Genomic DNA, 26,474 nt, shown 5'->3' with positions numbered 1-26,474 from the left:
GTAGGATAAAAAATTCCGACTGGAAGTAGCGGGAAAGAACAAAACCTATCGTACTATTGCAGCCTGAAATTAATAGGACAATGGAACCTTGGTTAGGATACGCACTCGTTGCCATGCTCACAGGGGGCGTGGCAATGGTGTTTGCGAAGATGGGAATGAATAACAATGCCAATGAGCACCTGGCTTTGGTTATACGCACGGGGGTGCTGTTTATGATGGTGCTCGGGTACGCGCTATACGCAGGCGGGCTCAAAACAGCCCGGCAAATCGATAATAAAACGCTCACCTGGTTCATACTGGCCGGCGCCTGCACCGCCGTCTACTGGATTCTGTACTTTAAAGCCATCAAAACAGCCGATGTGTCGGTGGTGGCGACAATAGACCGGGCAGGTATACTGGTGACGGTCGGCCTCTCCTACTTTTTGCTGAACGAGCCGCTCACACCGCGTTTAATGCTGGGCATGGGCGTGATCCTGTGCGGCACGCTAATTTTGATCTGGAAATAAGCGATGATACAGCTTGTACCGATGCAAGCGGAGCATGCTCACGAGGTGCTCCGCATCTATGGAGAGGGCCTGGAAACCGGCTACTCGACCTTCAACACCGAAGTGCCCACCTGGGAAGAATGGGACCACAGCCACCTGCCACATACCCGTTTGGTGGCGATTGAAAACGATGAAGTGCTGGGTTGGGTGGCGCTGCTGCCTGTGTCTTCCAGAGCCTGCTACCGTGGCGTGGCTGAGTTCAGCATTTACATTGCTACCCGCCACCGCGGCAAAGGTATAGCCGACCAACTGATGCGCGCTATGATCGAGGAGAGCGAGGCCAACGGCATCTGGACGCTGCAATCCTCTACCTTCGCCGATAATACCACCAGCCTGCACATGCAGGAACGGCACGGCTTCCGCCAGATCGGCTACCGCGACCGCATTGCCCGGTTGCACGGCGTATGGCGCAACACCATTTTGCTGGAGCGACGGAGCGATAAATTCTGAAACGACAAAGGCCCTGTAACACAGGGCCTTTGTCGTGATACCTGTAGGTATAGCATTTAATCAAGAAGGCTATACCTATAGGAACGATGAATTTAAACACAAGCTATACCTGCCCAAATATCTGTTTCTGACTCTAGAAAACACGAAGTCTCATTCTGCCTCCTACAGGTATAGCAGCGTACACATCAGCCTTGGTATCTATATGGTGCGCATGGTCATTGCTTTGTAGTCCCAAACGGTGATGTCGTGGCCGTACTGGGTTTGGTCGATGTAGGGGCCGCGGCAGATTTTCTCTTTGGGCGTTTCCACATCGTACTGCTCTTTGGCCCGCAGCAGCAGCTCGTCCATCAGCCAGCGGGGTATGATGTCGCGGTCGGAAGGGTATACAAAATGGAAGCTCATGAACTGAGCCAGCACCAGTTGCCAGTGCTGTTCGGTATAGGACCAGAGGCGGTTCCAGTCGAGCGTTTCGCCGCAGCGCAGGAGAAGGTGGTTGATGTCAGAACCATCGTAGCGCTCCCGGTTCTGCACGTACAGTTTGCACCAGATGAGCTCTTCGGGCGGCATAAACTTCACTTTCACTCCATACAGCTCTCCTTCAGTGGCATACTCAAACCAGCGGTCGTCCACGGGGCACAGGCTGGCCGGGTTGTTATAGATCAGGTCCATGAGGTGATCTTCTTTCTTGGCTTTGGCCAGCCAGCGTGGGTCAGTCATCTCGGTATCGTAGCCACTCTCCGCGAAGGTTTTGAGAATGCGGGGGCACTCTCCCACTTTGCAGAAAACATCGAGGTCCTTTGTTGCCCTGTTGATTCCCGTATACCTGTCCAGCGCGAGTCCGCCTCCAACCAGAAACTTCGCTTCGCTCTTCACTAGCAGGCTCAGCGCCTCTTTGTAAAAGTCCCCCGCCTCCAGCTTTTTGGGTGCTTTTTGCACATTTTTTGACATTGTACCGGTAGGTATACCAGTAGTCTGGGCCTTTTTTATTTTTGTATTATTCAGTTGCTTGTTCATGTGTTCATTCAGGCTCTAGGATCTTTGAAATGTTCAGCAGGAGACAGCATGGCCTGAAGACTGCTTCTATCGGAAACGGTCTAAATTGTACTACTCCTAAATCTAAAACTGAGGTAAGTGGTTTACTGCAGAAGCGCCGAATTGGTTGTAGCGGTTACTAAATAAAGATTAACCCAAGGCAAGACGATGAAATAAGTCTAAAAATCAGCCAAATAATTTAACTACAGCGTTGATTGGCTTAGTAAAAATCCAATGCTGAACTAAAGGTGTTGCCGGCCTTCACATAAAACGGAAAGTTGGCGGTGGCGACGTTCCCCTGGCCGTCGTACACATAGGCGTACAGCCGGTAGGCGCCGTCCCGCTGCGGGGCTTTCAGGGTGGCGCTGCTGCCCTCCGTTTGTTGGATCACACCAGGTACGGCTTCTGGCTTTTGCTCTTTTATGGCGTTGCCGTCTTCGCTCACGGTTTCAGGCAGTAGCTCCCAATCTACCCGCAGGCTGTCGCCGTCGGCATCGGTCGCAAACACGGCTGCCGTGGAAAGTTCACCGGGCTGCAGGTATACCTGGTCTAACGGGAAGATGCCCTTGAGCGATAGGTAGGCAATGTGCGGTGCCCGGTTGAAATCGCGTTTTCCGCTCCAGATCTCGCGCATCACCTGCGCCATTTCGGTTTCTTCGCCGGTCTCGGTCATAATGCTGAACCAGGTCGGGGTCGTTTCGTACTTGTAGCCCCAGATAAAAGCGTAGGCACCCAGGCAACGGTCAGGATCGGCCAGCACGGTGCTCTCATACCTTTCTCGGGCGAAGGCAGCTTTCTCCGAACTGGTCTGTTCGATGGGCGCATACCACCAGGTGGTTCTGGTCTCCCAGTAGCCCCGGCCTCCGAACTCGGCTATCACATAGGGACCATTCCAGTCCGTTCCGCGTAATTCAGTAGGCAGGTCGTGCAGGGCTCCGAATGAGTTGATAGACAGAATGTCGATGGCCGGGCAGCGGCGGTTAATCAGGTTCACCACCTGTTTTGGCACGTTCATCACGGTGGTCGTGGTCGGGTGATTGGGGTCTACTTCGTGAATCATTTCGGCAACCCCGTTCACGGCATCCCATACCTTCACGTTTGACCCTTCGGCATACAGCTCGTTGCCCACCACCCACATCAGCAGGGCCGGATGGTCTTTGTACTTGAGCACTTCCGCATGCAGGCGCTCCTTCTGGGCGGCCACATCGTCCTTATCATAATAATTAAACCCTTCCCGCTCACGCTCCATCCAGAGCCCCAGCATCACGGTCAGGCCTTGTTGATGCGCTTCGTCCAGCAGGCGCTGGGTATCGTCGTCGGTATGCCACACCCGGATGGAGTTGCCGCCATAGGCCGCCACCTTGTCAAAATGCTCGTACCCGGCCGCTCCTTTTATAAAGTAGGGTTCGCCGTTGCGGTACAGGGTATACTTGTCGCCTTCCTTCACCACTTCTACTGTGCGGCCTTTTTTTACATATTGCTGATTATCAGATGTTCTGAACGAACAGGCGCTTATAAGGAGTAAGCAAAACAATAAAATTGTACTCTTACTGGTAAGATAAACCATACTGTGGGTGAACATATAGTCGGATGTAGCGGGGTATGTGTGATAAAATTCCGGGTAAAGCAATAGAACTTTTGAGGCTAATACGAGTATAAACTTCAGATGTTATTGTGCCAGGCAACCCCGAATCATACATAACAGCACTTGCATGATAAGTAAGCCACCCCTAAGATAATACACGACCCCTTTTACTGATGTATAACATTCCTGCCAGTAATCCGAAAGTGCAGCAAGCTTCTATTCCCGGCGTTGTTCCCAAACAGAAAGATATCCTGACAATCCGGCTGATGATCGTGATGGGCCTCATCACGATGGTACTTTTTCTTTACTGGTTCATCGATAAAGACCATATCGGCTACCTGCCGCTCTACATTATGTTGACGACTGCGCTGGGTTTCAAGCTCCTCCGTACCCTGCATGAGTGGTACCACTACTTCGATGTGAGCGTTCCGGTAAAGCCCAAACTGCGCACTAAGTTTAAGGTCGATGTGCTCACAACTTTCTGCCCCGGCGAGCCCTACGACATGATCATCAACACACTGGAGGCCATTCAGCGCATCCGCTACCCGCATACGACCTACCTTTGCGATGAGGCTGATGATCCGTTTCTGCGGAAGGAATGCGCGCGTCTGGGCGTGATCCACGTTACCCGTACCCAGAAGATCAATGCCAAAGCCGGCAACATTAATAATGCCCTGAAGCAGGCCACCGGCGATATCTGCCTGGTGCTGGATCCGGACCACGTGCCCGTTCCTGAGTTTCTAGATGAGGTGCTGCCCTACTTTGAAGACCCTGAAATAGGTTATGTGCAGTGCGTGCAGGCCTATTACAACCAAAAGGAAAGCCTGGTGGCCTATGGCGCGGCCGAGCAGACTTACAATTTCTACGGCCCGATGATGATGGGCATGAATGCCCACGGCACGGCACAGGCCATTGGCGCCAACTGCACCTTCCGTCGCAGCGCTCTCGACAGCATAGGCGGACATGCTGCTGGTCTGGCCGAAGACATGCACACCGCCATGCAGTTGCATGCCGAGGGCTGGAAATCAGTTTACGTTCCCAAGATCCTGAATCGTGGCCTGGTGCCCGGTACCCTTTCAGCTTACTACAAACAGCAGGTAAAGTGGAGCCGCGGCACGTTTGAGCTGCTTTTCACAGTATACCCGAAGCTATTCAGCCGCTTCACCTGGCGGCAGCGCATCCACTACGGCACGCTTCCGTTCTACTACCTCTTCGGAGTGTTCAACCTGATCGATTTCTTGATTCCTTCGCTGGCCCTGATTATGGCAGAGTTTCCGTGGTATGTGTCGCTGGGTGAGTTTCTGATCATGTTCACGCCGTTTTTCCTCATCTCCATTGCCATCCGGCAGTATGCGCAGCGCTGGTACCACGAGAAAAACGAGAAGGGCTTCCACCTATTCGGCGGCATTCTGCGCACCGGCACCTGGTGGATTTTCCTGCTGGGGCTCATCTACTCTATTTTCCGGGTGAAGGTGCCCTATATTCCAACGCCCAAGGACGACAAGCCAAAGAACAACTGGCTGCTGAGCCTCCCGAATATCCTAATGATCGGGCTGATGCTCGGTGCCATTGCCTACAGCCAGCACCTGTACGGGCACCTGTATACCAACCCGTATGTGCAGATGATGGCCATGTTCTCGCTGGTGAACATCAGTATACTGGGTTCGGTTGTGGTGATCGGGCAGGAAAAGTTCATACAGTGGGTACGCCACAATGTATTGCACGCCGATGCCCTGCAACCTGTGTTGCAGCCGCTCCGGCTGGCCATCTGGCGCACACGCCACAGCTTCTACGACGGCATCCGGTACGTGGCCATTGTCATCACGATGGTGTCCGTGGCCGTCTCGACCAGTTTCCTGCTGTTTGGCTACAAACCGTATAGCACCTCCCAGCAGCAGGACAAGCCCCTCGTACAAAAGCCGGTTAAATCAGGATCACGCACCCATACGATCCTTCCTGCCAACCTGCTGACCACTCCTCACTAAGTCCGGTCACAAATTGCCCAACAGTTGAGGTTCGCTCCCGTTTATAAGTATAGTGTATTGATGTAAAACGCTAAAACTTAGAACTATGAACAGACACTCATCAGACCGGGATTACGACCGCCACGAAGGAGGTTTCCATACCCATCGCTCAGAACGCTACCGTCATCCGGAACAGGACAGCGGTTATCGATTTGACGACTACGGCTCCGCTGCGCACGGCGGCTATGGCAACGAGAGCTACCAGGGTACCTGGGGCAACCAGGGCAATGAACGCGGCGGATCGCGCAACTATTCCAACACAAACATCACCGACAGCAACACCTATAGCACCTCCCGCAATTACGGCAACATGGGCAGCTACGGTGGTGCCCAAGGCTTTGGGGACAGCAGAGGCGGCCATCACGATTCGAGTCACCCATTCGACAGCGGCATGGGCTCGCAGCGCAGGTATAGCGGTGAAGGCAGAGGATCGATGGGCAATCGTGGTTACCGCGAAGAAAGCCGGGACTACAGCCGCCACAACCGCTATGGCGCCGACCGCGAAGATCTGTATGGACACGAGGTGTCACGCCGTTTTGAGGGACGTGGCGGGCAGGAGCGCTACGACTTTGAGCGCGACGACTACTACAGCTCCAACTACGGCGATGATCAGGGCAACTACATGGGCAGTGGTTACAACCGCGCATCCCGCAGTAGGTATGGCGAAGGCGACTACGGCTCGAGCGGCTACCTGCAGTCAGGCAGCCAAACCAGCAGGGACCGCGATCGTCAGAACCGCTCGCGTGAATTCAACACGGCTCAGAACCGTTGGAATACTGATTGGTAAGCAGGTATAGCTTCCCGTTTAGGCAATGTATACCTAAATCGTTAAATCCTGACAAAAGACTAAAAGCAGGTATAGCCTGCCAAAACAGCAAAGGCGCAGCTTATCGTTGCGCCTTTGCTGTTTTGGCAGGTTCTTTCGGTTGGATGCACAACTTCAGTATCTCTTTTTTGGTGCCGTAGAAGATGTTGCAGTCCACAGGTCCTCTTATACCTTCGATCACGCCGCGGTCAGTGTGCTGCCAGAACGAGAGCAGGGCCCGGTCGGTGCGCTGCATTTGCAACTCTTTCACATTGTAGTGCGCAATCCAGAGGGTGTATTCATCAAAGAAGCCCTCCAGGTAATCCTTATAAAAGCTGTAGCCGGTATAGATGATCGGCTTGACGCCATAGGCGCGCTCCACGTGCACGAGCCATTCCTTGATATCGCCCCGGAAATGGTTGAGCGGCTGCTTGCCGCGCACCTCCACATCCAGCACGGGGGGCAAGTCGCCGGGCTGCAGCACCACGGTCTGTATGAAGTTGCGGGCCTGCTCCTCCGGCGACACGTTGGGCCGGTAAAAGTGGTAGGCTCCCCGGATGATGCCTACTTCCTGCGTTCCCTCCCAGTTGCGTTCGTAGTGGTTGTCTTTCAGCTTTACGCCCTCGGTGGCTTTGATAAAGGCAAAGGATACATCGTTGTCGCGCACCTTCTCCCAATTGATCTTACGCTGGTATTTGGAGACGTCTATACCTAGTATGGTGTTGCCGAGCGGGCTGTGCCCCTCCGGCCAGATGGGCTGCTCCTTCTCCCGGAAGAACTCCACATAGAGCACCAGCAAACCAATAGCCGCTACTACCCCCACTCCGATCCAGAACGGTAGTTTGGACTGCTTCTTCTTCCCTTTTTTCCGCTTAGGCGCAGCACGTGGTGCCTTCGGGGCCAGCGTGGCCTTTCTGGGCGCCTTGATGGGCTTTAGTGGTGCGGGCGTTTTAACGGTGCTCATGGTTTGTTGCGGGGGAAGCAAAGATATACCTTTCAGGCATATGGAAGGTATAGGTCTGTTTAAAAAAGATTGCCGACCAAGCAGACTATACCTTAGCGAAACTTAAGAGAATATCCCGGACTGCTATCCTGAGTTTCTGTCCAAACAGTTCCAGTCAATATCGTAAAAGGAAGTCTACAAGAAAGCGATGCTATGGAAAACAACAGAGAGCGACTTTACCGGGATGTGGAGAAGCTGACAGGTATAAAACCGGCACGGAACTACCGGAACCTGGAGGCATTGGAGGAGGCGGTCCTGTACATCAAAGGTGAATTTGAGCAGTTGGAGTGTGAAGTTAGGGAGCAGCCCTTTAAAGTCGATAACAGGACCTACAAAAATGTGGTGGCCCTGTTTAAGGGCAACAGCAGTGCCGAGCGAATTGTAGTGGGAGCGCATTACGACGTTTGCGGGGACCAGCCCGGCGCCGATGACAATGCCAGCGGTGTGGCCGGTCTTCTCGAAACTGCCCGCCTCCTGCACCAGCACAAACCACCGCTAAAGCATGATATCGAACTGGTCGCCTATTGTTTGGAAGAGCCGCCCTACTTTGCCAGCGAAGACATGGGCAGTGCCGTGCACGCCCGAAAACTGCACGAACAGAAAATAAAGGTGCGCGCTATGATCTGCTATGAAATGATCGGTTACTTTTCAGATGAACCCAACTCGCAGAAGTTTCCGGATCAGGAACTGGCTAAACATTACCCTCATACCGGCAACTTCATCGTCGTGGTCGGCAAAACAGGCCAGGAAACCTATACCCAACAAGTGCGTGACCTCATGCGCCAGCATACCGACATCGATGTGCAATCGGTAAATCTACCGGTTAGCTTCGGGCTGGCGGGCCTCTCCGACCACCGCAACTACTGGAAGTACGACATCAACGCCATCATGATCAACGACTCGTCCTTCCTGCGCAATCCGCACTACCACCAGACCAGTGACACCATCGACACGCTCGACTTCTACAAAATGGGGGCTGTAGTGCAGGGGGTATACGGAGCGCTCATCCGCCTGTAAAAAGGCCTGTGCTTTTAGCTAAATTCCGTCAGGCACCGACTACAGGTATAGCCATCATTAAGCTAACTTATACTTACCCTATACCTGACAGATGCTCAAGTCGTTTGCCGTCCAGTGTGGTATAACTTCCCATCACATCGGCGGTGAGGCAGGAGTGCACCGGTAATATACCTACCAGATCACCGATCTTATACCTGTCGAAGAGTGCTTTGCTAGCGCGCAGCGTGCCGTGCTCCTGCGAAAGCGACACCACCTCTATACCTTCCAGGGGCTCTGACCAGCCGTTCTCAGACAATTCCACCACACGCCCATAGATCAGCGAACCATCTGCCGTGGCCAGGCTGTCTTTAGAGAAATGCACGCTACCGCCATGCACGATGATCTCGTTACGCTCCGGATGTTTGGCGATGACTGGACAAGCCATGCACACTGCTATCTGGCTAAAACTGCAGGAGCCAATGTGCTGCTGAGTGAGGTCGTAAAAAACATAATTGCCCGGCCTGATCTCGTCTACCCCGCTGAAATGCTGCAAAATACTACACGAAGGCGTGTCTCCTATCGATACCTTCAGCGCCGGGAAACGGGTCTTATACCTGTCGCGGACCAGGTTCAGGAGGAAAACAGTGGTGTGGTGGATGGTGCGAATGGCATCGGCATCGGTTTGTTTGTAGGTATGGCCGTCGTGGGCGAGCACGCCTGTAAAATGCAGCAAGTCGCTTTGCTCCACCAGTGTTACTATCTCGTCGAGTTCGTCGTGACTGTGCGGCAGGATGCCCGTGCGGTGGTAGCCGGTATCGATCTTGAGCCAGAGGTTAACCGGGTGTTGTAAATGTTCTGCCAGCGCCTGCACCGTTTCGATGTTCACGGCCACCAGATGCAACTGCACTTTAGCAGCCAGTTCATTCACCAACGCTATCTCCCGGATGTTCACAGGTATAGCCACCAGTATATCAGTCCAGCCATGAGAGGCAAAATAGCGCGCCATTTTGAGCGAAGACACTGTGATGCCCGTTGTACCAGCTTCCCGGAACCACTCCCCGACCTGCACCGACTGGTGCGTTTTGAAATGCGGCCGCAGCCGGATGTTGTTGCGGGCTGCCTTTTCAGCCATCATGGCAATGTTCTGGCGGCATTTTTCTTCGTCGAGTAAGAGCGTGGTTTGGGTAATATGGTCGAGCATAGTAATTTGGCTTAACAGGTATAGCGGGCAGTTGCGTGGCAGGTATAGCACCTGATCCTGTAACAGGAAAATCATTTTTATGACAAAAATCACCCCTTTGCCCTGCCCTAAATTTCAGAAAAAACGCGCTGACTGACAAATGTCATTTCTTCGGCAGCCTGTGTGCCCGACCTTTGTAAACGTAATGGAGCAGATGTCTGCTTCGGTATAGAATAAAGAAGAGTCGATTATGAAAACTGCTGTCACCCCCGCTGAACTACTGGCCAAGTACGATGTACCTTCGCCGCGTTATACCAGCTACCCCACCGTGCCGTTCTGGGACGAAAAGCCCCTGACCGAAGAGCGTTGGATGAGCCATGTGCAGCAGGCTTTTCGTGCTACCAATAAAAAAGAAGGGATCAGTTTATACCTGCACCTCCCTTTTTGCGAGCAGCTGTGTACGTACTGCGGCTGTAACAAGCGCATCACCAAAAACCACGCAGTAGAGTCGCCCTACCTGGAAACCCTGCTGAAGGAATGGGAGCAGTATCTGGCACTTTTTGATGAGAAACCACGCATCAGGGAGCTGCACCTGGGTGGCGGCACGCCAACATTTTTCAGTGCGGCCAACTTAAAAGACCTGCTGGAGCGATTGCTGGCCCCTACCGAAGTGACGCCCGACGCGGCTTTCAGCATCGAGGTGCATCCGAACGCTACCAATGGCGAGCAGCTGCAGGTGCTTTATGATCTGGGTTTCCGCAGACTGAGTGTAGGTATACAGGATTTCGACCCGCGTGTGCAGATCGTGATCAACCGTATTCAGACCTTCGCCAAAACAAAAGAGATTTTTGACATTGCCCGTGAAATCGGCTATAACTCTATCAACGGCGACATTATTTACGGTCTGCCCCACCAGACGGCAGAGAGCGTGCGCATGACGATCGAGAAAGTGAAAGAGCTGCGTCCGGAGCGTATTGCCTTCTATAGCTACGCACACGTGCCCTGGAAGAGCAAAGGCCAGCGTCGCTATTCTGAGGCTGACCTGCCGGCACCGGAAGTGAAACGCGGTCTGTACGAACTTGGCAGAGCCATGCTGGAAGAGGCCGGTTACATCGAAACAGGTATGGACCATTTCGCTTTGCCAGAAGATGAATTATGCATTGCGGCCGATAACGGAACTTTACACCGCAATTTCATGGGCTATACCGCACGCCATACCGAATTGTTGATCGGACTGGGCTGCTCCAGCATCTCTGACACTGGCACGGCCTTTATGCAAAACATCAAAGAAGTGGAAGCCTACGAAGAAGCTGTTCTGACTGGTCATCTGCCGATCCTGAAAGGTCACGAACTGACCGGCGAGGACATGCTGCTCCGTACCCACATCCAAAACCTGATGTGCCGCGACTACACCAGCTGGTCTGCTGAAGAACTTCCTTATTTTGTAGATGCCCTTATGCGCCTGCAACCGCTCGCCGACGACGGCTTGGTAGAGTACAGCAACCACGACATACAAGTGCTGCCTGCTGGTAAGCCTTTCGTTCGCAACATCGCCATGTGCCTGGATGCGCGTCTGTGGGCCAGCAAGTTAACCGTACCGATTTTCAGTAAATCTGTTTAAGATAAGTTTAGTTTAGAAATGGTTTAAAGCTTTTATTGTTACTTTAAACCGCCCGAAAATTCCGGATGGGGCCTTCCCCTCCGGAATTTTGTTTTTACGTACCTTTGCCGAAACAGCAACCTGACGCTCTATGTCATTTTTATACATCAAAGCCCTGCACATCATCTTTGTAGTTACCTGGTTTGCAGGCCTGTTCTACATTGTGCGCCTGTTCATATACTTTGCAGAGGCAGAAGAAAAACCGGAACCGGAGCGCAGCATTCTGCAGAACCAGTTCCGCATCATGCAGAAGCGGCTGTGGTTCGGCATCACCTGGCCCTCGGCGGTGCTCACCCTGATTTTTGGGATTACGATGTGGCACCTGTACGGTGGCGGTTTTCCGGGTTGGCTTGTCTGGAAACTGGCTTTTGTGGTGTCCCTGTACGTGTACCATTTCCTGTGCCACAGCATTTTCAAACAGCAGCAAAACGGCATCATCAGGTATAGCTCTACCCAGCTACGCATCTGGAACGAGGTGGCCACAGTCTTTCTGATCGCCATCGTCTTTCTGGTGGTCCTCAAAAACGCGTTGAGCATGGTTTGGGGCATCGTGGGACTACTCCTGTTTTCGGCTATGCTGATGCTGGCGATCCGCATCTACAAACGCACCCGCGAAGCAAAAGCATCCCGGTAATCAGCCCAACAATTCGTGCTTTGCCACGGATTTCGTAACTTTGAATAAATAGAAACCCCATGAAACAAGCCGTTCTAAAGCCCAACGAGAGAGAACTGATTAAACTGACGCGCTTTTTTAGCAAGCGTGCAGCCAAGCTGATGGAGGAAGGTGAGCTTAGCGCGGAACACTCCCAACTGACTGCTGCCTGCCAGAACCTGGAGACGCAGCTGCTCACGCATGCCACCAACCGCACAGCCATTATGGACAAGCGGGAGCGCCTGCTCAACATCATCGAAGACAATGCCCAGTGCCCCAAGTGCAGCAAAGCCGACATGCTGAAGCGCACCGGTTCGACCACAAACGAGTACGGCTGGAAATGCAATACCTACAAGTGCCGCCGCTGCAACACGGGCTTCACCTGGAACCGCCCAAATAACCCTTGGGACATGGTGGAATTTCTGGAAATGTACATCGGGCAACTGCAACTGGCCATGGCCGCCGAGCAAAACCAGGATGTAATCAACCACACAGAAGACGCTGTAGCTCAGATGAAAGAAAGCCTGAACCGTCTGCGCCCCGTACTGCAAACATCAGACGAAGAAATAGACGCTCTGCAGCAGAAGGAAAAGGAAATGGACAAGCTGATTCATCAATTCAAAACCTACCTCCAAATCGAGAAAATCAAGCTGAACGCTTATCCGGAAGAGGAAGAAACTGAAGAGGAAGATAATCAGTAAGTGCCTTTTTGCTGTCGCTTCTGAAGTCAAAAGTTAGTCTACTGGAACGAGCAGTAGTTTTTAATCCGACAGCAGATAGGTATCAGGACATAAAATGCAAAGAGCCGGTGCAACAGGTATAGGTATATCAACCTGCCTGCTGCACCGGCTTTCTTAATCTACAGGTATAAGTTACCGCCTCTTCCGTCCGCCGCCTTTGGCTGCCGGGGCGTTCCGGCTGGCTCCTCTGGCGCCTGCGCTGCTCTTCCCTCCTGATTTTTTAGCGCCCGGCCCTTTCGAAGCGCCGCGCTGGCCTTTGCCTCCTTTCGCATCACTAGCTCCGAAACCGCTTTTCTTGCCTGCACCACCCTCTTTGCGGGCCGGTCGGTTGCTGGAAGTTGGCTTCTTTCGAGCTGGTTGTGAAGATGATGTTTGATTTGTTGCTGCCTTTTTTTTGCTCACTGACCCTTCTTCCGTTTTCGCTGAGTCAGCCACCTGGCTTTGGATTGTGGCAATTTCTTCGTCAGTGAGTTCGCGCCATTGGCCGAGCGGAAGTTTAGCCAGGGTGATGTTCATGATGCGGATACGCTGCAGGGTCTGCACTTCGTAACCAAGCGTTTCGGTCATGCGACGGATCTGGCGGTTCATCCCCTGGGTGAGTATTATGCGGAATTTGTTTGCACTCAGCTGCTCTACAAAGCACTTCTTCGTGTTCACACCAAGGATCGATACACCACTACTCATTCGCTGCACAAAATCTTCGTTGATCGGCTTGTCTACCGTCACGATGTACTCTTTCTCGTGCTTGTTTCCCGCCCGCAGAATTTTGTTTACGATGTCGCCGTCGTTTGTCAGGAAAATCAGGCCCTCAGAGTCTTTGTCGAGACGGCCGATTGGGAAGATGCGCTCCGGATAATTGACGAATCGGATGATGTTGTCGCGCTGCGAAAGATCGGTAGTGGTTTCGATGCCAGCCGGTTTGTTGAGCGCCAGGTATACGGGTGCCACCTGGTTCCATTGTAGCGTCTTGCCGTCTAGCTGTATTTTGTCTTTGCCTTTAATCCTGGCACCGACCTCAGGCAATTTGCCATTCACCAGCACCCTCCCTTGCTCAATCAGTTTATCGGCTTCGCGGCGCGAGCAGATGCCGGCGTCGCTGATGAATTTATTCAGGCGGATGCCCTCGGTTGTGTTTTGTGTCATAATCTGAATAGGCCCAGGTATAGCCCGGGCCAGTATTTATACCTGTAAAATAACGAGAAATCTTCAGGAATAGCTAACCTCTTATACCTATAGCCCCTGCACCAGCATGTACCAAATGGCCAGCGTGATAAAAGAGAGCGGTATACCAAAGCCCACCATCATGGAAGCCAGCCGGGGTTTGAGTCCGTAAGAAATGGCCACGATGGAGGCAGTGATCATGGGTGCCATACCTGCTTCAAGAATGCTCACCTGTACCACCGGACCGCGCATACCGAGCACCAGTGCATAGAGCACATAAATCAGCAGCGGCGCCAGAATCAGCTGAAAAGCAAGGCCCAAAAACAGAAATCGCCAGTGCTTGCTCTTGCGTTCGATACGCAGCTGCATGCCCACACTCACAAGCGCCAGCGGCGTCACAGTGCTGCCCAATCGGTTGAATACTTCTTTCAGATCAGCTGAAAAATGCAGATTGGCCACGTTCATGGCGAAAGCAATGATAAATACGATGAATGGCGGGAAAGTGAGAATCTTAAGGCCGATGGCTTTAAAATCCGGTTGTCCTTTGGAAAAGTAGGCAGCCAGGGCTATACCTAGCGTAGAGACCACCACAAAAGTGCCGGGCAAATCAACGAGGATGGCTGTTTGCAAACCCTGCTTCCCATAAAGTGCTTCGATGATCGGGAAACCAACAAAGGAAGTATTGCCCAGACCGGCGGTGAGGATCAGGCAGCCGATCAGCTTTTTGGACCAGCCGTAGATGCGGCCTAAGGTATAGAAAAACAACGCAGCCGCCCCAAAGCAGATCCAGGCCACGCCCACCGGCAGCAGCACCGTACTGTTAAGTTCTACCTCAGGTATAGCATAGAGCGCCAGCGCAGGCAGCGAAATATAGATGATGAACTGGTTGAGCACCACCGGCGACGTGCTCGGGAAAGCCGGTACCCGCCGCAGCAGCACCCCCACAATCAGGCAAAGAAAAAGTAAGATGATACTGCTCATGCAGGCTCCTGTATAAATGAAACCGCAAAGCTAGGTATACGGCGGCAGGTATCAGGTATAGCGAAGCGGAAAAATTACTGTTTCCTGAACAGCTCCGCGATCATGCACCGGATGCTACCTCCCCCGGCTTTTTCGATCATGTGGATGGGCAGGTATAGGATATGTTCATTGTGGGCCTGCATGCGCTCTAGTTGCTGGGGCGTCAGACTTTCATAAGCGGCCTTCGACATCACCATTATTCGCTCACCCTGCTGGTTTTCGACCTGCAGCATGTTGCCGGCAAAGTGCTGGTACGTCTGCTCTTTGCTGATTTCGATGATTTCTTTCCCGTTTTCAGTCAGAATAGTTTGAAGCATTTCGCGGTCCTGCTCTGCTACCGTATCCAGCGCCACTACAGCATAGGTATCGCCCACGCACATCATCACGTTGGTGTGGTAGATCAACTCTCCTGCCGAACCATAAGCTTCGAATGTGACTGCCTTGTAGCCCAGCTTATCGCAAAACTGCCGCAATACATCCTCATTCGTGCGCGGCGATACAGCGGCATAGGCTATCTTGTTGACCCTATCTAGTACCATGCTTCCCGTTCCTTCCAGGTATACCGGCGTTTCCTGCTCTTCAAAAAACTCGAGCGTTATATGTTCCTCACACTGACAGGCATGTTTGATCTGTTCTATCACCTCGGCGCGGCGTTCGATTCGTCTGCTGGGCGATGCCATCGGGTAGGTCACCAAATGCCCCTCGGCATGCGTGGAGAACCAGTTGTTTGGAAACACAGAGTCAGGCGTGCCCGCATTCTGAGGGTCACGCATGGTGATCACCTCCACGCCCAGATTCCGTAATTCCGACACCGCATTCCTAAACTCGAGTAGTGCAATATCCTGCACCTGACCGGGCGTAAAGTCACGCAACTCTTGCTGAAAACTGTTGGTTGCAGCCGCTTCCGGGTTATACCCAAAGCCCGTTGGCTCGATCATTAAAATGGTAGGGGTGGTTTGTTTCATGGTGGTTTAGGTGTTTTACAAATATACCAGAGAAAATGGAGGATTGGAAAAGCTTAAAAAAACCGGCTGTACCTGTTGGAGGTATAGCCGGTTTTGTTTTCAATAATTAGCAATCAACAACTAAACAGCCTTAGCCTTTTCCTTAAGCCAGTTCAGCTCCTCCTCGTTCAGGTGCGGGCCGAGCTTTTCTACTACCAGTTGGTTGTAGTTGTTGAGCCACTTGATCTGGCGTTCATCAAGCAGTTTTTTCTTCACCAGAGCGGTGTCGATCAGAGCCAGGGTGAGGTGCTCAAAGGTATAGAATTCGCCAAAGGCGTTCGACTCGTCCGATATAGTTAGCACCAGGTTTTCGATGCGGATGCCGTATTGATTTGGGCGGTACAGGCCGGGCTCTACTGATGTGATCATGCCCAGTTCAATATCTACTGGTGTGGGCGATGGGTTGAACACATGTGGACCTTCGTGTACGTTCAGGGCAAAACCAACGCCGTGCCCGGTGCCGTGGCCGTAGTTGCGGAAGTGGTCCCAGAGCGGTTTGCGGGTGATGGCGTCGATCTGGTAGCCGCGGGTGCCTTTCGGGAAACGGGCAGTGGCGCCGTCGATCATGCCTTTCAGCACCAGGGTATAGTCAGTCTTTTCTTCTTCGGTCAGGTTGCCGAGTGAAACCACGCGGGTGATGTCGGTGGTACCGGTAGTATATTGTCCGCCAGAATCGAGCAGGAACAGACCGTCGGCATTGAGTTCAACATCGCTCTCTGGTGTGGCTTTGTAGTGAGGCAGGGCACCGTGCGCTTTGTAGCCGGCAATGGTATCAAAACTCTCGCCAATGAAGCCCTCCTGCCCGGCCCGGAAGTCACGCAAAGTATCTGCCACGGACATTTCGGTAATGGTCTCTTTGCCCAGGTTTTCTTCCAGCCACTTAAAGAACCGCGTCAAAGCCACGCCGTCTTTTACCATCGTTTTGCGGGTGTTTTCTACCTCCACTTCATTTTTAACAGCCTTGAAAAAGGTTGTCGGGTTCGTGTTCTGAATCACGCGCGTGCCAGATGGAAGTTGCTTATACAGCGCATAGCAATTGCGTTTCGGGTCGATCAGGATAGACGAACCAGCAGGCAGTTCGGCCAGCAAACGCTCTACCATTTCGTATGGCTGCAGCTCTACGCCGTCGGCCATCAGCTTTTTCTTGTCAGTTTCGTTCAGTTTTGCCTGGTCAATGAACAGCACCGTGTTCTCCTGACTGATCAGTGCAAAACTGAGAACGACAGGATTGCACTTCACATCGGCGCCGCGCATGTTGAAGAGCCAGGCCATGTCGTCAAGGGAAGAAATCAGGTGATAATCAGCTCTTTGTTTTTTGAGGGACTTGCGCAAGTCTTCCAGTTTGGAAGTGGTGGATTGTCCGCTTGTCTCCTCTCCTATCAGGTAGGCGGCGGCAGTTGGCAACTCCGGACGGCCTTCCCAGATCGGATCCAGCAAATCATGGTCAGAGGCCATTGCTATACCTAGCGGTGCCAGTTCCTGCTCCAGCAGTTCTGCCAGTCCCACTGAAATCAGCTTCGCATCGTACCCTACTACTTCGCCCTGATTCAGGCGGTCGGCCAGCCAGCCAATGTACTCGGGTGCGTGCTGTACCTGCAGTTTCACCAGTTCAAAACCGCTGCTTGCCAGTTGCTCGCTTGCCTGCTCAAAATAGCGGGCATCGGTCCAGAGACCGGCAAAGTCCTGGGTGATAACAAGCGTGCCTGCCGAGCCCGTGAAGCCCGAAGCGAAGTAAATGCATTTGTAGCGGTCGGGCAGGTACTCGCTGATGTGCGGGTCTGCGGAAGGAATGATGTAGGCGCTTAATCCCTGCTCTTTCATTTGCTGGCGTATAGCGGCCAGTCTCTCTTTATAACTCATAGTTTGTATGGCTTAGTGAAAGAGGCAAATTAAGGAAAGATGGGGAGAAATGCGCAGTTTCTGGCTCTGATTACTGGTTTATCGGCTGGTTAATTTTTGCCTGAACGGGAAATATCGATTAGACAAAGCGCAGCTATACCTGATTAAAAAGCTGGTGCATTTACTTCTGGAAAATCTCGATTTCCACCCGCCTGTTTAGGGCCCTGTTTTCCTGGGTGAAGTTATCTAATTTCGGAGAAGACTCCCCTAAGCCATTGGCCGAAATGCGGTTGGCTGCTATACCTTTTTCCTGCAGGTACGCTGCTACAGCGGCTGCCCTCCGCTCAGAAAGAGCCAAGTTGTCTGCTTCATCCCCCACATCATCGGTATGCCCTACAATCAGAACGCCCGCCTGCGCCTGCTTCGTCAAGAAAGCAGCCAGTGAATCGAGCAGCGGGAAAGCCACTGCTTTGATGGTATGCTCTGCGGTAGCAAAGTTTACATCGCCCAGCGTAAGGGTACTGCCGATGGCGATGGGCGCATCAGCTGTCGACGCCAGTGGTAGCGCGGCATCCGATTCAGCAGACGCTTCCTTGTCAGCCGCCGCCTTGGGCACCACGCCGAAGTTGTCGTAGCAATAATAGGTGCCTTTGGCCTTGCCGCTTTTAGGTTCCTCATCGCTCTCAACGGTATCCGGATTCATGACACCCAGCGCGGCAGCATTGGCTCCCAGAAAATTACCGATCAGCAGGTAGCGCTCACCGCCTGTGGCTTTGTAGGTGCCGCTTACTCTTTCCCAGGATGTGCGGGAGTCCAATGGCGCTCCGGTGGCAGTTTGGAGGGAGATATACGGTATAACGGCTGCTGTCAAGGGGTGCTCTTTGAGTCCGTATACCTGTTTAATGGCTGCCAGAGGTCTGCTTCTAAAATGTACTGTCACCTCGCTGATGGGCGGCTCAATGACAGAGGCCCGAATGGTATAAAGCGACACCACATACTCCTGGTTTTTCCGAAGCGGCTTCGACAATTCCACCTGCGTCAGCTCACTTGCCTCAAAACTAAACCACTGACACAGGCAAACTTCCCCGAATTCAATCGTGGCAAGCTGCCTGGAGGGGGTGTTGGATTGATAGGCATTGAAGTAAGGCGGGAACTGCATTACTTTTCCTTCCACAGAGGCAATATCAGGGGTGCCGCTTACACCTTTAAATCCGATAACGCCCCCTTTCAACTGCTCAAGTCCGGGGTTCCGGACCAGATTCTGCGCCAGAGCCTGACTCAGGTATAGGCTGAGAAGTAGGTATAGCAGCGTTGCTTTCATTTCAGTTTTTACGGGGATGAATGGCGGAAGGTATAACGCAAACGATAAGCTGCTATTCTATTTATAGTTGAGCTAAAATCGCAACTACAAACAGCTGCAACCGAAATTATCGATATCGCTGTACCATAGGTATAGCCACTTCCCATTCTCGCCTTTTGCAATTAGAGCCCGAAGCGGGGTATGCAACTCTTGGTTATCCGGAAAGGCATCTGCATACATAAAATAGAGATTTTCGGTGCCTGTCAGTTTAGCGATGGATTTAGCTTGGTCGTGACTGCTGGGACAATCGGCGCAGTCTGGGATCAAATTAGACTTGAACCAGGTATCAAAAGCCTGATTGTTTTCAAAGGCCAGGTCGAGCGGCAGGCGGCTGGCAAAAAGCACTTCATCCCCACTTTGCAATACCTGCTCATCAAAGGTATAGTGATAGTATTCAGAACATTCGTTTGAGTAATGTCCCAGCTCCTTTATTTGGGATGTTCGGGCTGTATTTGTGGTGTACAGGTATACCTGGGGTTTGCCGGCAGGATAAACAGATTCAAGTAGCTCAGGATAGTGCACCAAGCGTGTTCCAGCGCTGTTTGCCCAGTCAGGCCCAACCCATTTCTGCAGCAACGCAGCTTCTGCTGAAACATCTGTAAACTCGTTAGGTCTGTCCATGTCCGGCACTGGCTGCCCAATGATGCCCAATGGCTGGTTCGGAATCTTGAAAACCGGGAACAGCACCTGTTCAATGGTCAGGCTAGGCTGCCTGGGATTGCTTTTGGTAAACTCCTGCTTAAGCTGTGTCAGAAACCGACGATTGTTGGCGGTGAGCTTGCTTTGGTTGTCTGCCAGAATCCTGTCAAGGTATGCTACCCGCACCGAATCGTGCACATTCAGCGAAGCATAATAGGCCTCACACTTTTGCCGCATGGCTTCCATTTGCTCGTCCGTGAGCTCTGCAGTAGTTTCAGTTGATGGTGTTGCTTCTGACGTTGAAGCAGTAGCAAGTTCCTGCACCGGCTGTTCGTTGCAAGCCATCAAGAGCATCGCTACAAGGTATAGCACATAGTTTGTTTTCATATTTTCTGGGAAGGATTTTCTGTTGCATCGAAGGTAGCTTCACATCTACCCACACCTAAAACTAATAAAAATCAACAGAATACTATATTTAAATCATCTCCTCTCCATACTGCCCTCACAAAAGCGAACAAACTGTTCATTATTGAACAGGTATAATGAGGTTAAAACCAATTATTTATACTTTAACTAGCTATAAATCAACAATATACATTATTGGCATCTAAATTGGCTATACCCTCACGAGCAAAACCCAACTTCAGACAATGGATCGTGAATTATCAGCCAGCACCAGACAAGCCCGGAAGCGGAAGCGCATTTGGCAAATAGGTATAGCCGCTGCCTTGGTCGCAGTTGCTATCCTCGGATTCAGAAGCCTGATTACACCCAGCATTGCCAGGTCAGAACTCAGAACTGCACTAGTGGAGGAAGGGCCGGTTGTGGCTACCATCACGGCTTCGGGCACAGTAGTTCCGGAGCACGAGCAGGTGATCACCAGCCCCATCCAGGCACGTATCGAGCAGGTGGTGCACAACACGGGCGAGCAGGTGCAGCCCGGCGACCAGATCCTGCTGCTCGACAGAGCCTATACCCAGCTGGCCTACGACAAACTCAAAGACGAGCAGGAACAAAGCCGCCACAAAACAGTGCAGCTCAACCTCAACCTCGAAAAAAAATTAAATGCCCTGGCATCGCAGCTGGAAATAAAGCGCATGAGGGTGAAAAGCCTGCAGGCTCAGCTTGAAGATGAACAATACCTCCTCAAAATTGGCGGCGGAACACAGGAAAGCGTGAAGCAGGCAGAACTCAACCTCCGCATCGCGCAGCAGGAACTGGCGCAGATAGAGCGTGAAATCGTAACAGAGCGCCAGCTTTTAAAAGCCGACGAACAGGAACTGCGCTATACCCTGGCCATGCAGAGCCGCTCGATCGAGGAACTGCAGCGCAAAATGGAACAGGCAGAAGTGCGTGCCACACAGCCGGGCGTGATTACCTGGGTGAAAAACGAGATCGGCAGCAACGTAAACGCCGGCGACATCATTGCCCGGCTTGCTAACCTGAGCAGCTACCGCGTGCAGGCTACTATTTCTGATGCCTTCGCCAGCCAGATCAGCGTTGGAAGCAGCGTAACTGTCCGCATTAACGACACTAACCTCACAGGCAGTATTGCCTCTATCAAACCAACCATCGAAAATGGCATCGTCACCTTTTTTGTCGCCCTCGAAGAAAAAGCACACCAGCAGCTGCGGCCAAGTCTGCGCGTGGATGTGTATGTGCACACTGTTGCCAAACCGAACACGCTGCGCGTGAAGAACGGCCCTTACTTCAGAACGGCCAGCAAACCCCAGGTATACGTGCTGCGCGACGGTGAACTGATCAGAAGAGATGCGAAGATCGGAGTGAGCAATGTAGAATTCTTGGAGCTGGAAAGCGGCGTGCAAGCCGGCGAACAAGTGGTGATCTCTGACCTGACCGAATACCAGCACCTCGACAAAGTGAAAGTGAGGTAAATTTAGAAGTTTGAGAGTTGGGGAGTTAAGAAGGAAAAGTTCTTTCCCTTTTATCTACTAATCCTTATTCAAGAAGGAAGTCGGAATACGTAACTAAAATTATGAAAAAACTTTACTGTTTGCTGTTTGTGATGCTGCTGCCCTGTCTGCCAGGTATAGCACAGCCTGCTATGCGCACTTTGCGTCTGCAGGAAGTGATTGCCCTGGCGCAGGAGCAGTCAGCAACAGCAAGGCAGGCAGAGACCAGCCGCGAGAACAGCTACTGGCAGTGGCGCAGCTTCAAGTCCGACTACAAGCCGCAGCTCAGCCTCACCGGTACCCTCCCCGATTTCAGCCGCACGATTACGCCCGTTACGCAGCCCGACGGCACCATCGACTTCAAACCAGTATCGATCAACAACTCCGAGTTGGGGCTGAGTCTGAGCCAGGTGGTGAGTCCGACCGGTGGCCGGGTGTTTGTTACGTCGCTAATGCAGCGCTTCGACGATTTTGACCGGGATCAGACCCGCTATAACGGCAACCCGGCGATTATAGGTATAGAGCAACCCCTGTTTGCTTATAACCAGTTGTCCTGGGCTAAAAAGATAGAGCCGCTCCGTTACCAGGAGTCACAGAAGGTATACCTGGAAGAGCGCGAAAACATAGCCGTGAACGCGACCAGACTATACTTTGACCTGCTGCTTGCCCAGACAAACCAGCGCATCGCGAGCCAGAACCAGTCGAGCAACGATACGCTATACCAGATCGCGCAGGAGAAGTACAAGCTTGGTCGCCTTTCAAAAAACGACCTGTTGCAACTACGCTTGGCGGTATTGAACGCCGAACTGGCCATGGCACAGGCGGCCCTCGATCAGCAGACCGCAGCGCTTGCCCTTAAAACCTACATCGGCATGAAAGAGACAGATCAACTGGAGCTGATAACGCCTGAAGGTATACCTGCCACAACCGTACTTGCCGAGGTAGCGCTTGCCGAAGCCCGCAAGAACCGGAAAGAAAGCATCAACTTTAGCAGAAGACTGCTGGAGGCCGAAGCACTGATGGCCAAAGCCCATGGCGACAATGGCTTCAATGCCAGTCTGTTTGCCACCTTTGGCCTCACCAACCGTGGCGCCTCCTTCACTGACATCTATACAAGTCCCGAAAACCAGCAGCGAGCCCGCATTGGTTTCAGCATGCCGATCATGGACTGGGGGCGGCAGCGCTCTATTTATAAAGTAGCAGAGCTGAACAAACAGCTGGTACAGTATACCGTGGACCAGGAAGATGCCAACTTCGAGCAAGCGGTGCTCACACAAGTGAACCAGTACAACACCCTGAAGGCCCGCATCGCCACCACCGACGAAGCCGATGCCATTGCAGAAGAGCGTTACGAAATTGCCCGTAACACCTTCCTGATTGGCCGCATCAGCATTACCGACCTCAACATCGCGCTCGCAGAAAAAGACCAGGCCCGCCGCGCCCACATCGCCTCACTCAGCGAATTCTGGACCGCACACTATACCCTGCGATTGTTGACGCTTTACGATTTTGAACAACAGCAGGTGATAGAAATGAGCGAATGAGTGATTTAGTGAATGTGTGATTAAATATAGGTATGAAGGAAAAGTTGGGGAATTTAAAAATGTACAGCGACCTGTCCGAATCGTGCACCAACAATTTAACCATGCAGCAATTCAACAATTTCATTGACATTAGAAGCCAAGGTATAAAACTATGATCACATTAAAGAACATCGAAAAAGTTTACCAGACCAAGACCATTGAGACGGTAGCGCTGCACAACGTTAACCTGCACATCCCGAAAGGGGAATTCGTGTCGGTGATGGGCCCTTCGGGCTGCGGCAAGTCCACGCTACTCAATATCATGGGCCTGCTCGACGAGCCAACCAATGGCATTGTGGAGATTGACGGCCTACCTATCAGCAGGTATAAAGACAAAGAACTGGCGCACATCCGCAACCAGAAACTTGGGTTTGTGTTCCAAAGCTATCACCTGATCAACGACCTGAGCGTGCTCGATAACGTGGAGCTTCCGCTGCTATACCGCACCAACGTGTCTGCTGCAGAAACCCGCCGCCTGGCGCTCACTGCCCTGGAAAAAGTAGGCCTCAGCGCCCGCACCAAGCACTACCCTACCCAGCTTTCCGGCGGACAGCGCCAGCGCGTGGCCATTGCCCGTGCACTGATTGGTCAGCCTGAGATCATCCTGGCCGACGAACCGACCGGTAACCTCGACTCCGTGATGGGAGAGGAAATCATGAACATCCTGCTCAACCTCAACCGCCACGACGGCACCACGATTGTGATGGTGACGCACGACGAGAACATGGCCCAGAAGACCGAGCGACTCATCCGCTTCTTCGATGGCCAGCAGGTGTCCGATGCCAAAACCGCTTCTTTCGACTATCAAAAGGTATAGCCATGCTGAAAAATTACCTCAAAATAGCCTGGAAGGTGCTCTTGCGGCGCAAGTTCTTCACCTTCATCAGCCTCTTCGGCATCAGCTTCACCCTAATGGTACTGATGGTGGCCACTTCCCTCTTTGATCACACGTTTGGGCCACAGATACCGGAGCGCGACATGGATAAGCTTTTGTTCGTCAATATGATGCGCGAAGAGCATTCCGAGGGCTACTCAAGCAGTGGCCCACCGAGCTACCACTTCCTGGACCGCAACGTGCGCACCCTGCAGACGCCTGAACAAGTGTCTGTAAACTCCATGTTCTTCCAGGTGAACAGCTACATCAACAACCGCAAACTTGCCCTGGATATCAAGTACACCGACCGGGAGTTCTGGGACATCCTGGAGTTTGAGTTCCTGGAAGGAGGCCCCTTCGGACAGCAGGAAGTAGCAGGCGCCAGCCGTGTGGCCGTCATCAATGAGAACACCCGGAACCAGTATTTTGGTGAAGGTGAGGCCGTCGGTAAAACCATAGAAGTAGACCAGGTTAAATACAAAGTAGTGGGTGTTGTAAAAGATGTGCCCGTGCTGCGCGTAAACTCATACGCTGATGTTTGGGTGCCCATCACCCTCAGAAGCCAGGACTTCAACAAACCTGGGTTTAGGGGGTTATACTTTGCCACTATTAAAGCGCACAGCCCTGATGATGTTCCTAAGATAAAGGATGAGTATGCTGCTATGCTTCAGAAGCTAGAAGATCAGCATGCAGTGAAGGGCACCAAACTTTCCTCCTTCCCTGACACGATTCTGGAGGCTTTTGCCCGGACCTTCCTGGGAAGAGGAAGAGAGCCCGGTCTGGCGGTACTTTACACAATTCTAGCTGGTTTGACATTCCTGTTCATGCTGTTACCTGCCATCAACCTGGTCAGCATCAACATCAGCCGTATCATGGAGCGCTCCTCCGAGATCGGGGTTCGCAAAGCCTTTGGGGCCACCTCATCCACCATCATCGGGCAGTTTATAGTCGAGAACGTCTTCCTGACACTATTGGGCGGTATACTTGGTTTTGCGCTTTCGGCGGCGGTGCTGAAGCTCATAAACGACAGCGGCGTGATTGTGTATGCCAATCTGGGACTGAATCTGCGGGTGTTCGCCTGGGGGCTGTTACTGAGTTTGATTTTCGGATTGATTTCCGGTGTGTACCCTGCCTATAAAATGTCACGCTTAAAAGCCGTTGAGGCACTGAAAGGAGGCTCCAAATGATACGCCATCTGTTTAAACTAATCTGGAACAGGAAGAGAAGCAACTTTCTGCTCATAACTGAGATTTTCTTTTGTTTCCTGGTGCTGTTCGCAGTGCTGAGCCTAATTGTGTACAATGTGCGCAACTACAACAAACCGCTGGGTTTTGAACACGAAAACGTCTGGCTGCTAACCATGCGCCCCGATACTGACTCGACGGCTCTAAATCGGCAAACCCAGGAGCAGATACTGCAGCGTGCTAAGGGCTTTCAGGAAATTGAGAGCATGGCGCTGACCAACAGCAACGCCCCTTTTGCCTTTAGCCAGATGAATAATCAACTTTCTTATGGAGAGAAAATGATCATGGCCAACGAGTATCTGGTCCAGGACGACTTCGATAAAGTAATGCGGATGCAGGTGAGCCACGGACGCTGGTTTGGGCAACAGGACAATGCCTCCCACCACTACCCTATCGTTATAAACAGGGCAATGCAGCAGCAGCTGTTTGAAGGAGAAGACCCACTGGGTAAATTGTTGCATCGGAATGACTCTTCCAACTACCAGGTGGTAGGTGTGGTGGAGCATTACCGGCCAAGCAGTGAGTATACGGCCGAAGAACCAGGTTTTTTTAACCGTATCCATCTGCCCAGAGATGAAAAAGACTTTTATGGGGAACTCCTGATAAAGGTAAAACCGGGTATGGGCGTGGAGTTTGAGGAGAAAATGGTGAAAGAGCTTTCAGGTATAGGCAAGGGCTGGACCATAGAAGTAGCTACCCTGGAAAAAATGCGCCAGAATAAAGCCAAGGTGGCCAAAGTCCCGATGGTAGCCCTGACCATTATCTGCGGATTCCTGATTTTAAACGTGGCGCTAGGCTTGTTCGGAGTGCTCTGGTACAACATCAGTCGCCGCAATAGTGAAATTGGCCTGCGCAGGGCAGTAGGCGCTGCTTCAAGCCAGGTATACCGGCAATTTATTGGCGAGGTGCTGGTTTTGGCTACTTTTGGCCTGGTGCTGGGCGTGGCATTTGCCATCCAGTTTCCGCTGCTGCAGGTGTTTGAGGTCGAGTCTGTAGTCTACTTCATCGCGCTAGGTATAGCGATAGGGCTTATTTATCTCTTAGCCATTGGCTGCGCCTTCTACCCCAGCCGGCAGGCCGCAGCCATACATCCAGCCATGGCATTGCACGAAGAATAATAAAATATAATTGACAAAAAACTTAATTTAGAGCAGACAAACAGCAC

The 26,474-nt window shown here is 52.2% G+C and carries 23 protein-coding genes; 13 read left to right on the top strand and 10 right to left on the bottom strand.

The genetic code is table 11. The features are described from left to right. Positions 1 to 80 precede the first annotated feature (80 nt). Together AC4QZR_RS16365 and AC4QZR_RS16360 are read left to right on the top strand one after the other, a co-directional pair. Complete coding sequence (locus AC4QZR_RS16365) at positions 81 to 506, top strand: EamA family transporter (RefSeq protein WP_494481885.1); 426 nt, start codon at positions 81 to 83, stop codon at positions 504 to 506. Between the two features lie 3 nt (positions 507 to 509). Then, the gene (locus AC4QZR_RS16360; protein WP_494481884.1) at positions 510 to 995 is read left to right on the top strand and encodes a GNAT family N-acetyltransferase; all 486 of its coding nucleotides are present in this window, start codon (positions 510 to 512) and stop codon (positions 993 to 995) included. Positions 996 to 1,193: 198 nt separating this feature from the next. On the opposite strand, the gene AC4QZR_RS16355 is transcribed toward AC4QZR_RS16360, so the two are convergent. Both AC4QZR_RS16355 and AC4QZR_RS16350 read right to left on the bottom strand, forming a co-directional pair. After that, entirely contained in the window at positions 1,194 to 2,009 is an 816-nt protein-coding gene (locus tag AC4QZR_RS16355) for a nucleotidyltransferase (RefSeq protein WP_494481883.1), read from the bottom strand. A gap of 238 nt (positions 2,010 to 2,247) precedes the next feature. Further along, a complete protein-coding gene (locus AC4QZR_RS16350; RefSeq protein ID WP_494481882.1) occupies positions 2,248 to 3,561 on the bottom strand; it encodes a glycoside hydrolase family 2 TIM barrel-domain containing protein in 1,314 nt (437 codons plus the stop codon). A gap of 224 nt (positions 3,562 to 3,785) precedes the next feature. Here AC4QZR_RS16350 and AC4QZR_RS16345 point away from each other — a divergent pair, with 224 nt between their 5' ends. Both AC4QZR_RS16345 and AC4QZR_RS16340 read left to right on the top strand, forming a co-directional pair. Further along, a complete protein-coding gene (locus AC4QZR_RS16345) occupies positions 3,786 to 5,597 on the top strand; it encodes a glycosyltransferase family 2 protein (RefSeq protein WP_494481881.1) in 1,812 nt (603 codons plus the stop codon). An 85-nt stretch (positions 5,598 to 5,682) separates the two neighbouring features. Then, on the top strand, positions 5,683 to 6,423 hold the full coding sequence (locus AC4QZR_RS16340) for a hypothetical protein (protein WP_494481880.1): 741 nt from the start codon (positions 5,683 to 5,685) through the stop codon (positions 6,421 to 6,423). 100 nt (positions 6,424 to 6,523) lie between these two features. On the opposite strand, the gene AC4QZR_RS16335 is transcribed toward AC4QZR_RS16340, so the two are convergent. Continuing rightward, positions 6,524 to 7,405 carry a glycoside hydrolase family 25 protein gene (locus AC4QZR_RS16335; RefSeq protein WP_494481879.1) on the bottom strand — a complete coding sequence of 294 codons (882 nt, stop codon included), beginning with the start codon at positions 7,403 to 7,405 and terminating at the stop codon, positions 6,524 to 6,526. Between the two features lie 192 nt (positions 7,406 to 7,597). Here AC4QZR_RS16335 and AC4QZR_RS16330 point away from each other — a divergent pair, with 192 nt between their 5' ends. Next, positions 7,598 to 8,461, top strand: coding sequence for a M28 family peptidase (locus AC4QZR_RS16330; protein ID WP_494481878.1), 864 nt, complete (start codon positions 7,598 to 7,600; stop codon positions 8,459 to 8,461). A gap of 73 nt (positions 8,462 to 8,534) precedes the next feature. Here AC4QZR_RS16330 and AC4QZR_RS16325 read toward each other — a convergent pair whose 3' ends face one another. Continuing rightward, positions 8,535 to 9,716 (bottom strand): alanine racemase, encoded by a 1,182-nt coding sequence (locus tag AC4QZR_RS16325; protein ID WP_494481877.1) that lies wholly within the window; start codon positions 9,714 to 9,716, stop codon positions 8,535 to 8,537. 154 nt (positions 9,717 to 9,870) lie between these two features. On the opposite strand from AC4QZR_RS16325, the gene hemN reads away from it, so the two are divergent. From hemN to AC4QZR_RS16310, 3 genes are all read left to right on the top strand, one after another. Beyond that, entirely contained in the window at positions 9,871 to 11,241 is a 1,371-nt protein-coding gene (hemN, locus tag AC4QZR_RS16320; protein WP_253405510.1) for an oxygen-independent coproporphyrinogen III oxidase, read from the top strand. A gap of 130 nt (positions 11,242 to 11,371) precedes the next feature. Next, positions 11,372 to 11,914: a CopD family protein gene (locus AC4QZR_RS16315; protein WP_494481876.1), complete on the top strand. Its 543-nt coding sequence runs from the start codon at positions 11,372 to 11,374 to the stop codon at positions 11,912 to 11,914. 59 nt (positions 11,915 to 11,973) lie between these two features. After that, positions 11,974 to 12,633, top strand: a complete 660-nt coding sequence (locus AC4QZR_RS16310) for a hypothetical protein (protein ID WP_494481875.1) — start codon at positions 11,974 to 11,976, stop codon at positions 12,631 to 12,633. 171 nt (positions 12,634 to 12,804) lie between these two features. Here the strand turns inward: AC4QZR_RS16310 and rluF are convergent, their stop codons facing one another. The 6 genes from rluF to AC4QZR_RS16280 all read right to left on the bottom strand — a co-directional run bounded on the left by rluF (position 12,805) and on the right by AC4QZR_RS16280 (position 20,082). Then, positions 12,805 to 13,815, bottom strand: coding sequence for a 23S rRNA pseudouridine(2604) synthase RluF (gene rluF, locus AC4QZR_RS16305; RefSeq protein ID WP_494481874.1), 1,011 nt, complete (start codon positions 13,813 to 13,815; stop codon positions 12,805 to 12,807). A gap of 87 nt (positions 13,816 to 13,902) precedes the next feature. Next, the gene (locus tag AC4QZR_RS16300; RefSeq protein WP_494481873.1) at positions 13,903 to 14,814 is read right to left on the bottom strand and encodes an AEC family transporter; all 912 of its coding nucleotides are present in this window, start codon (positions 14,812 to 14,814) and stop codon (positions 13,903 to 13,905) included. Positions 14,815 to 14,888: 74 nt separating this feature from the next. Further along, complete coding sequence (gene ctlX / locus AC4QZR_RS16295) at positions 14,889 to 15,818, bottom strand: citrulline utilization hydrolase CtlX (RefSeq protein WP_494481872.1); 930 nt, start codon at positions 15,816 to 15,818, stop codon at positions 14,889 to 14,891. A 120-nt stretch (positions 15,819 to 15,938) separates the two neighbouring features. Then, a complete protein-coding gene (locus AC4QZR_RS16290; protein ID WP_494481871.1) occupies positions 15,939 to 17,717 on the bottom strand; it encodes an aminopeptidase P family protein in 1,779 nt (592 codons plus the stop codon). A gap of 160 nt (positions 17,718 to 17,877) precedes the next feature. Continuing rightward, positions 17,878 to 19,017, bottom strand: coding sequence for an OmpA family protein (locus AC4QZR_RS16285; protein WP_494481870.1), 1,140 nt, complete (start codon positions 19,015 to 19,017; stop codon positions 17,878 to 17,880). A gap of 84 nt (positions 19,018 to 19,101) precedes the next feature. Further along, positions 19,102 to 20,082, bottom strand: a complete 981-nt coding sequence (locus AC4QZR_RS16280; RefSeq protein ID WP_494481869.1) for a hypothetical protein — start codon at positions 20,080 to 20,082, stop codon at positions 19,102 to 19,104. A gap of 263 nt (positions 20,083 to 20,345) precedes the next feature. Between AC4QZR_RS16280 and AC4QZR_RS16275 the strand changes: the two genes are divergently transcribed. The 5 genes from AC4QZR_RS16275 (at position 20,346) to AC4QZR_RS16255 (ending at position 26,427) form a co-directional block, all read left to right on the top strand. Beyond that, positions 20,346 to 21,590, top strand: a complete 1,245-nt coding sequence (locus tag AC4QZR_RS16275; protein WP_494481868.1) for an efflux RND transporter periplasmic adaptor subunit — start codon at positions 20,346 to 20,348, stop codon at positions 21,588 to 21,590. A 101-nt stretch (positions 21,591 to 21,691) separates the two neighbouring features. Then, positions 21,692 to 23,152, top strand: a complete 1,461-nt coding sequence (locus AC4QZR_RS16270) for a TolC family protein (protein ID WP_494481867.1) — start codon at positions 21,692 to 21,694, stop codon at positions 23,150 to 23,152. Positions 23,153 to 23,303: 151 nt separating this feature from the next. Further along, complete coding sequence (locus AC4QZR_RS16265; protein WP_494481866.1) at positions 23,304 to 24,008, top strand: ABC transporter ATP-binding protein; 705 nt, start codon at positions 23,304 to 23,306, stop codon at positions 24,006 to 24,008. A gap of 2 nt (positions 24,009 to 24,010) precedes the next feature. Further along, complete coding sequence (locus AC4QZR_RS16260) at positions 24,011 to 25,252, top strand: ABC transporter permease (protein WP_494481865.1); 1,242 nt, start codon at positions 24,011 to 24,013, stop codon at positions 25,250 to 25,252. Next, a complete protein-coding gene (locus tag AC4QZR_RS16255; RefSeq protein ID WP_494481864.1) occupies positions 25,249 to 26,427 on the top strand; it encodes an ABC transporter permease in 1,179 nt (392 codons plus the stop codon). The genes AC4QZR_RS16260 and AC4QZR_RS16255 overlap by 4 nt, the downstream gene beginning before the upstream one ends. Positions 26,428 to 26,474: the final 47 nt, after the last annotated feature.

The sequence above is a fragment of the Pontibacter sp. YIM B11418 genome, assembly GCF_059278805.1.
Note: the sequence above shows the minus strand (reverse complement) of the source record. Positions and strands in the feature narration are given on the sequence as shown.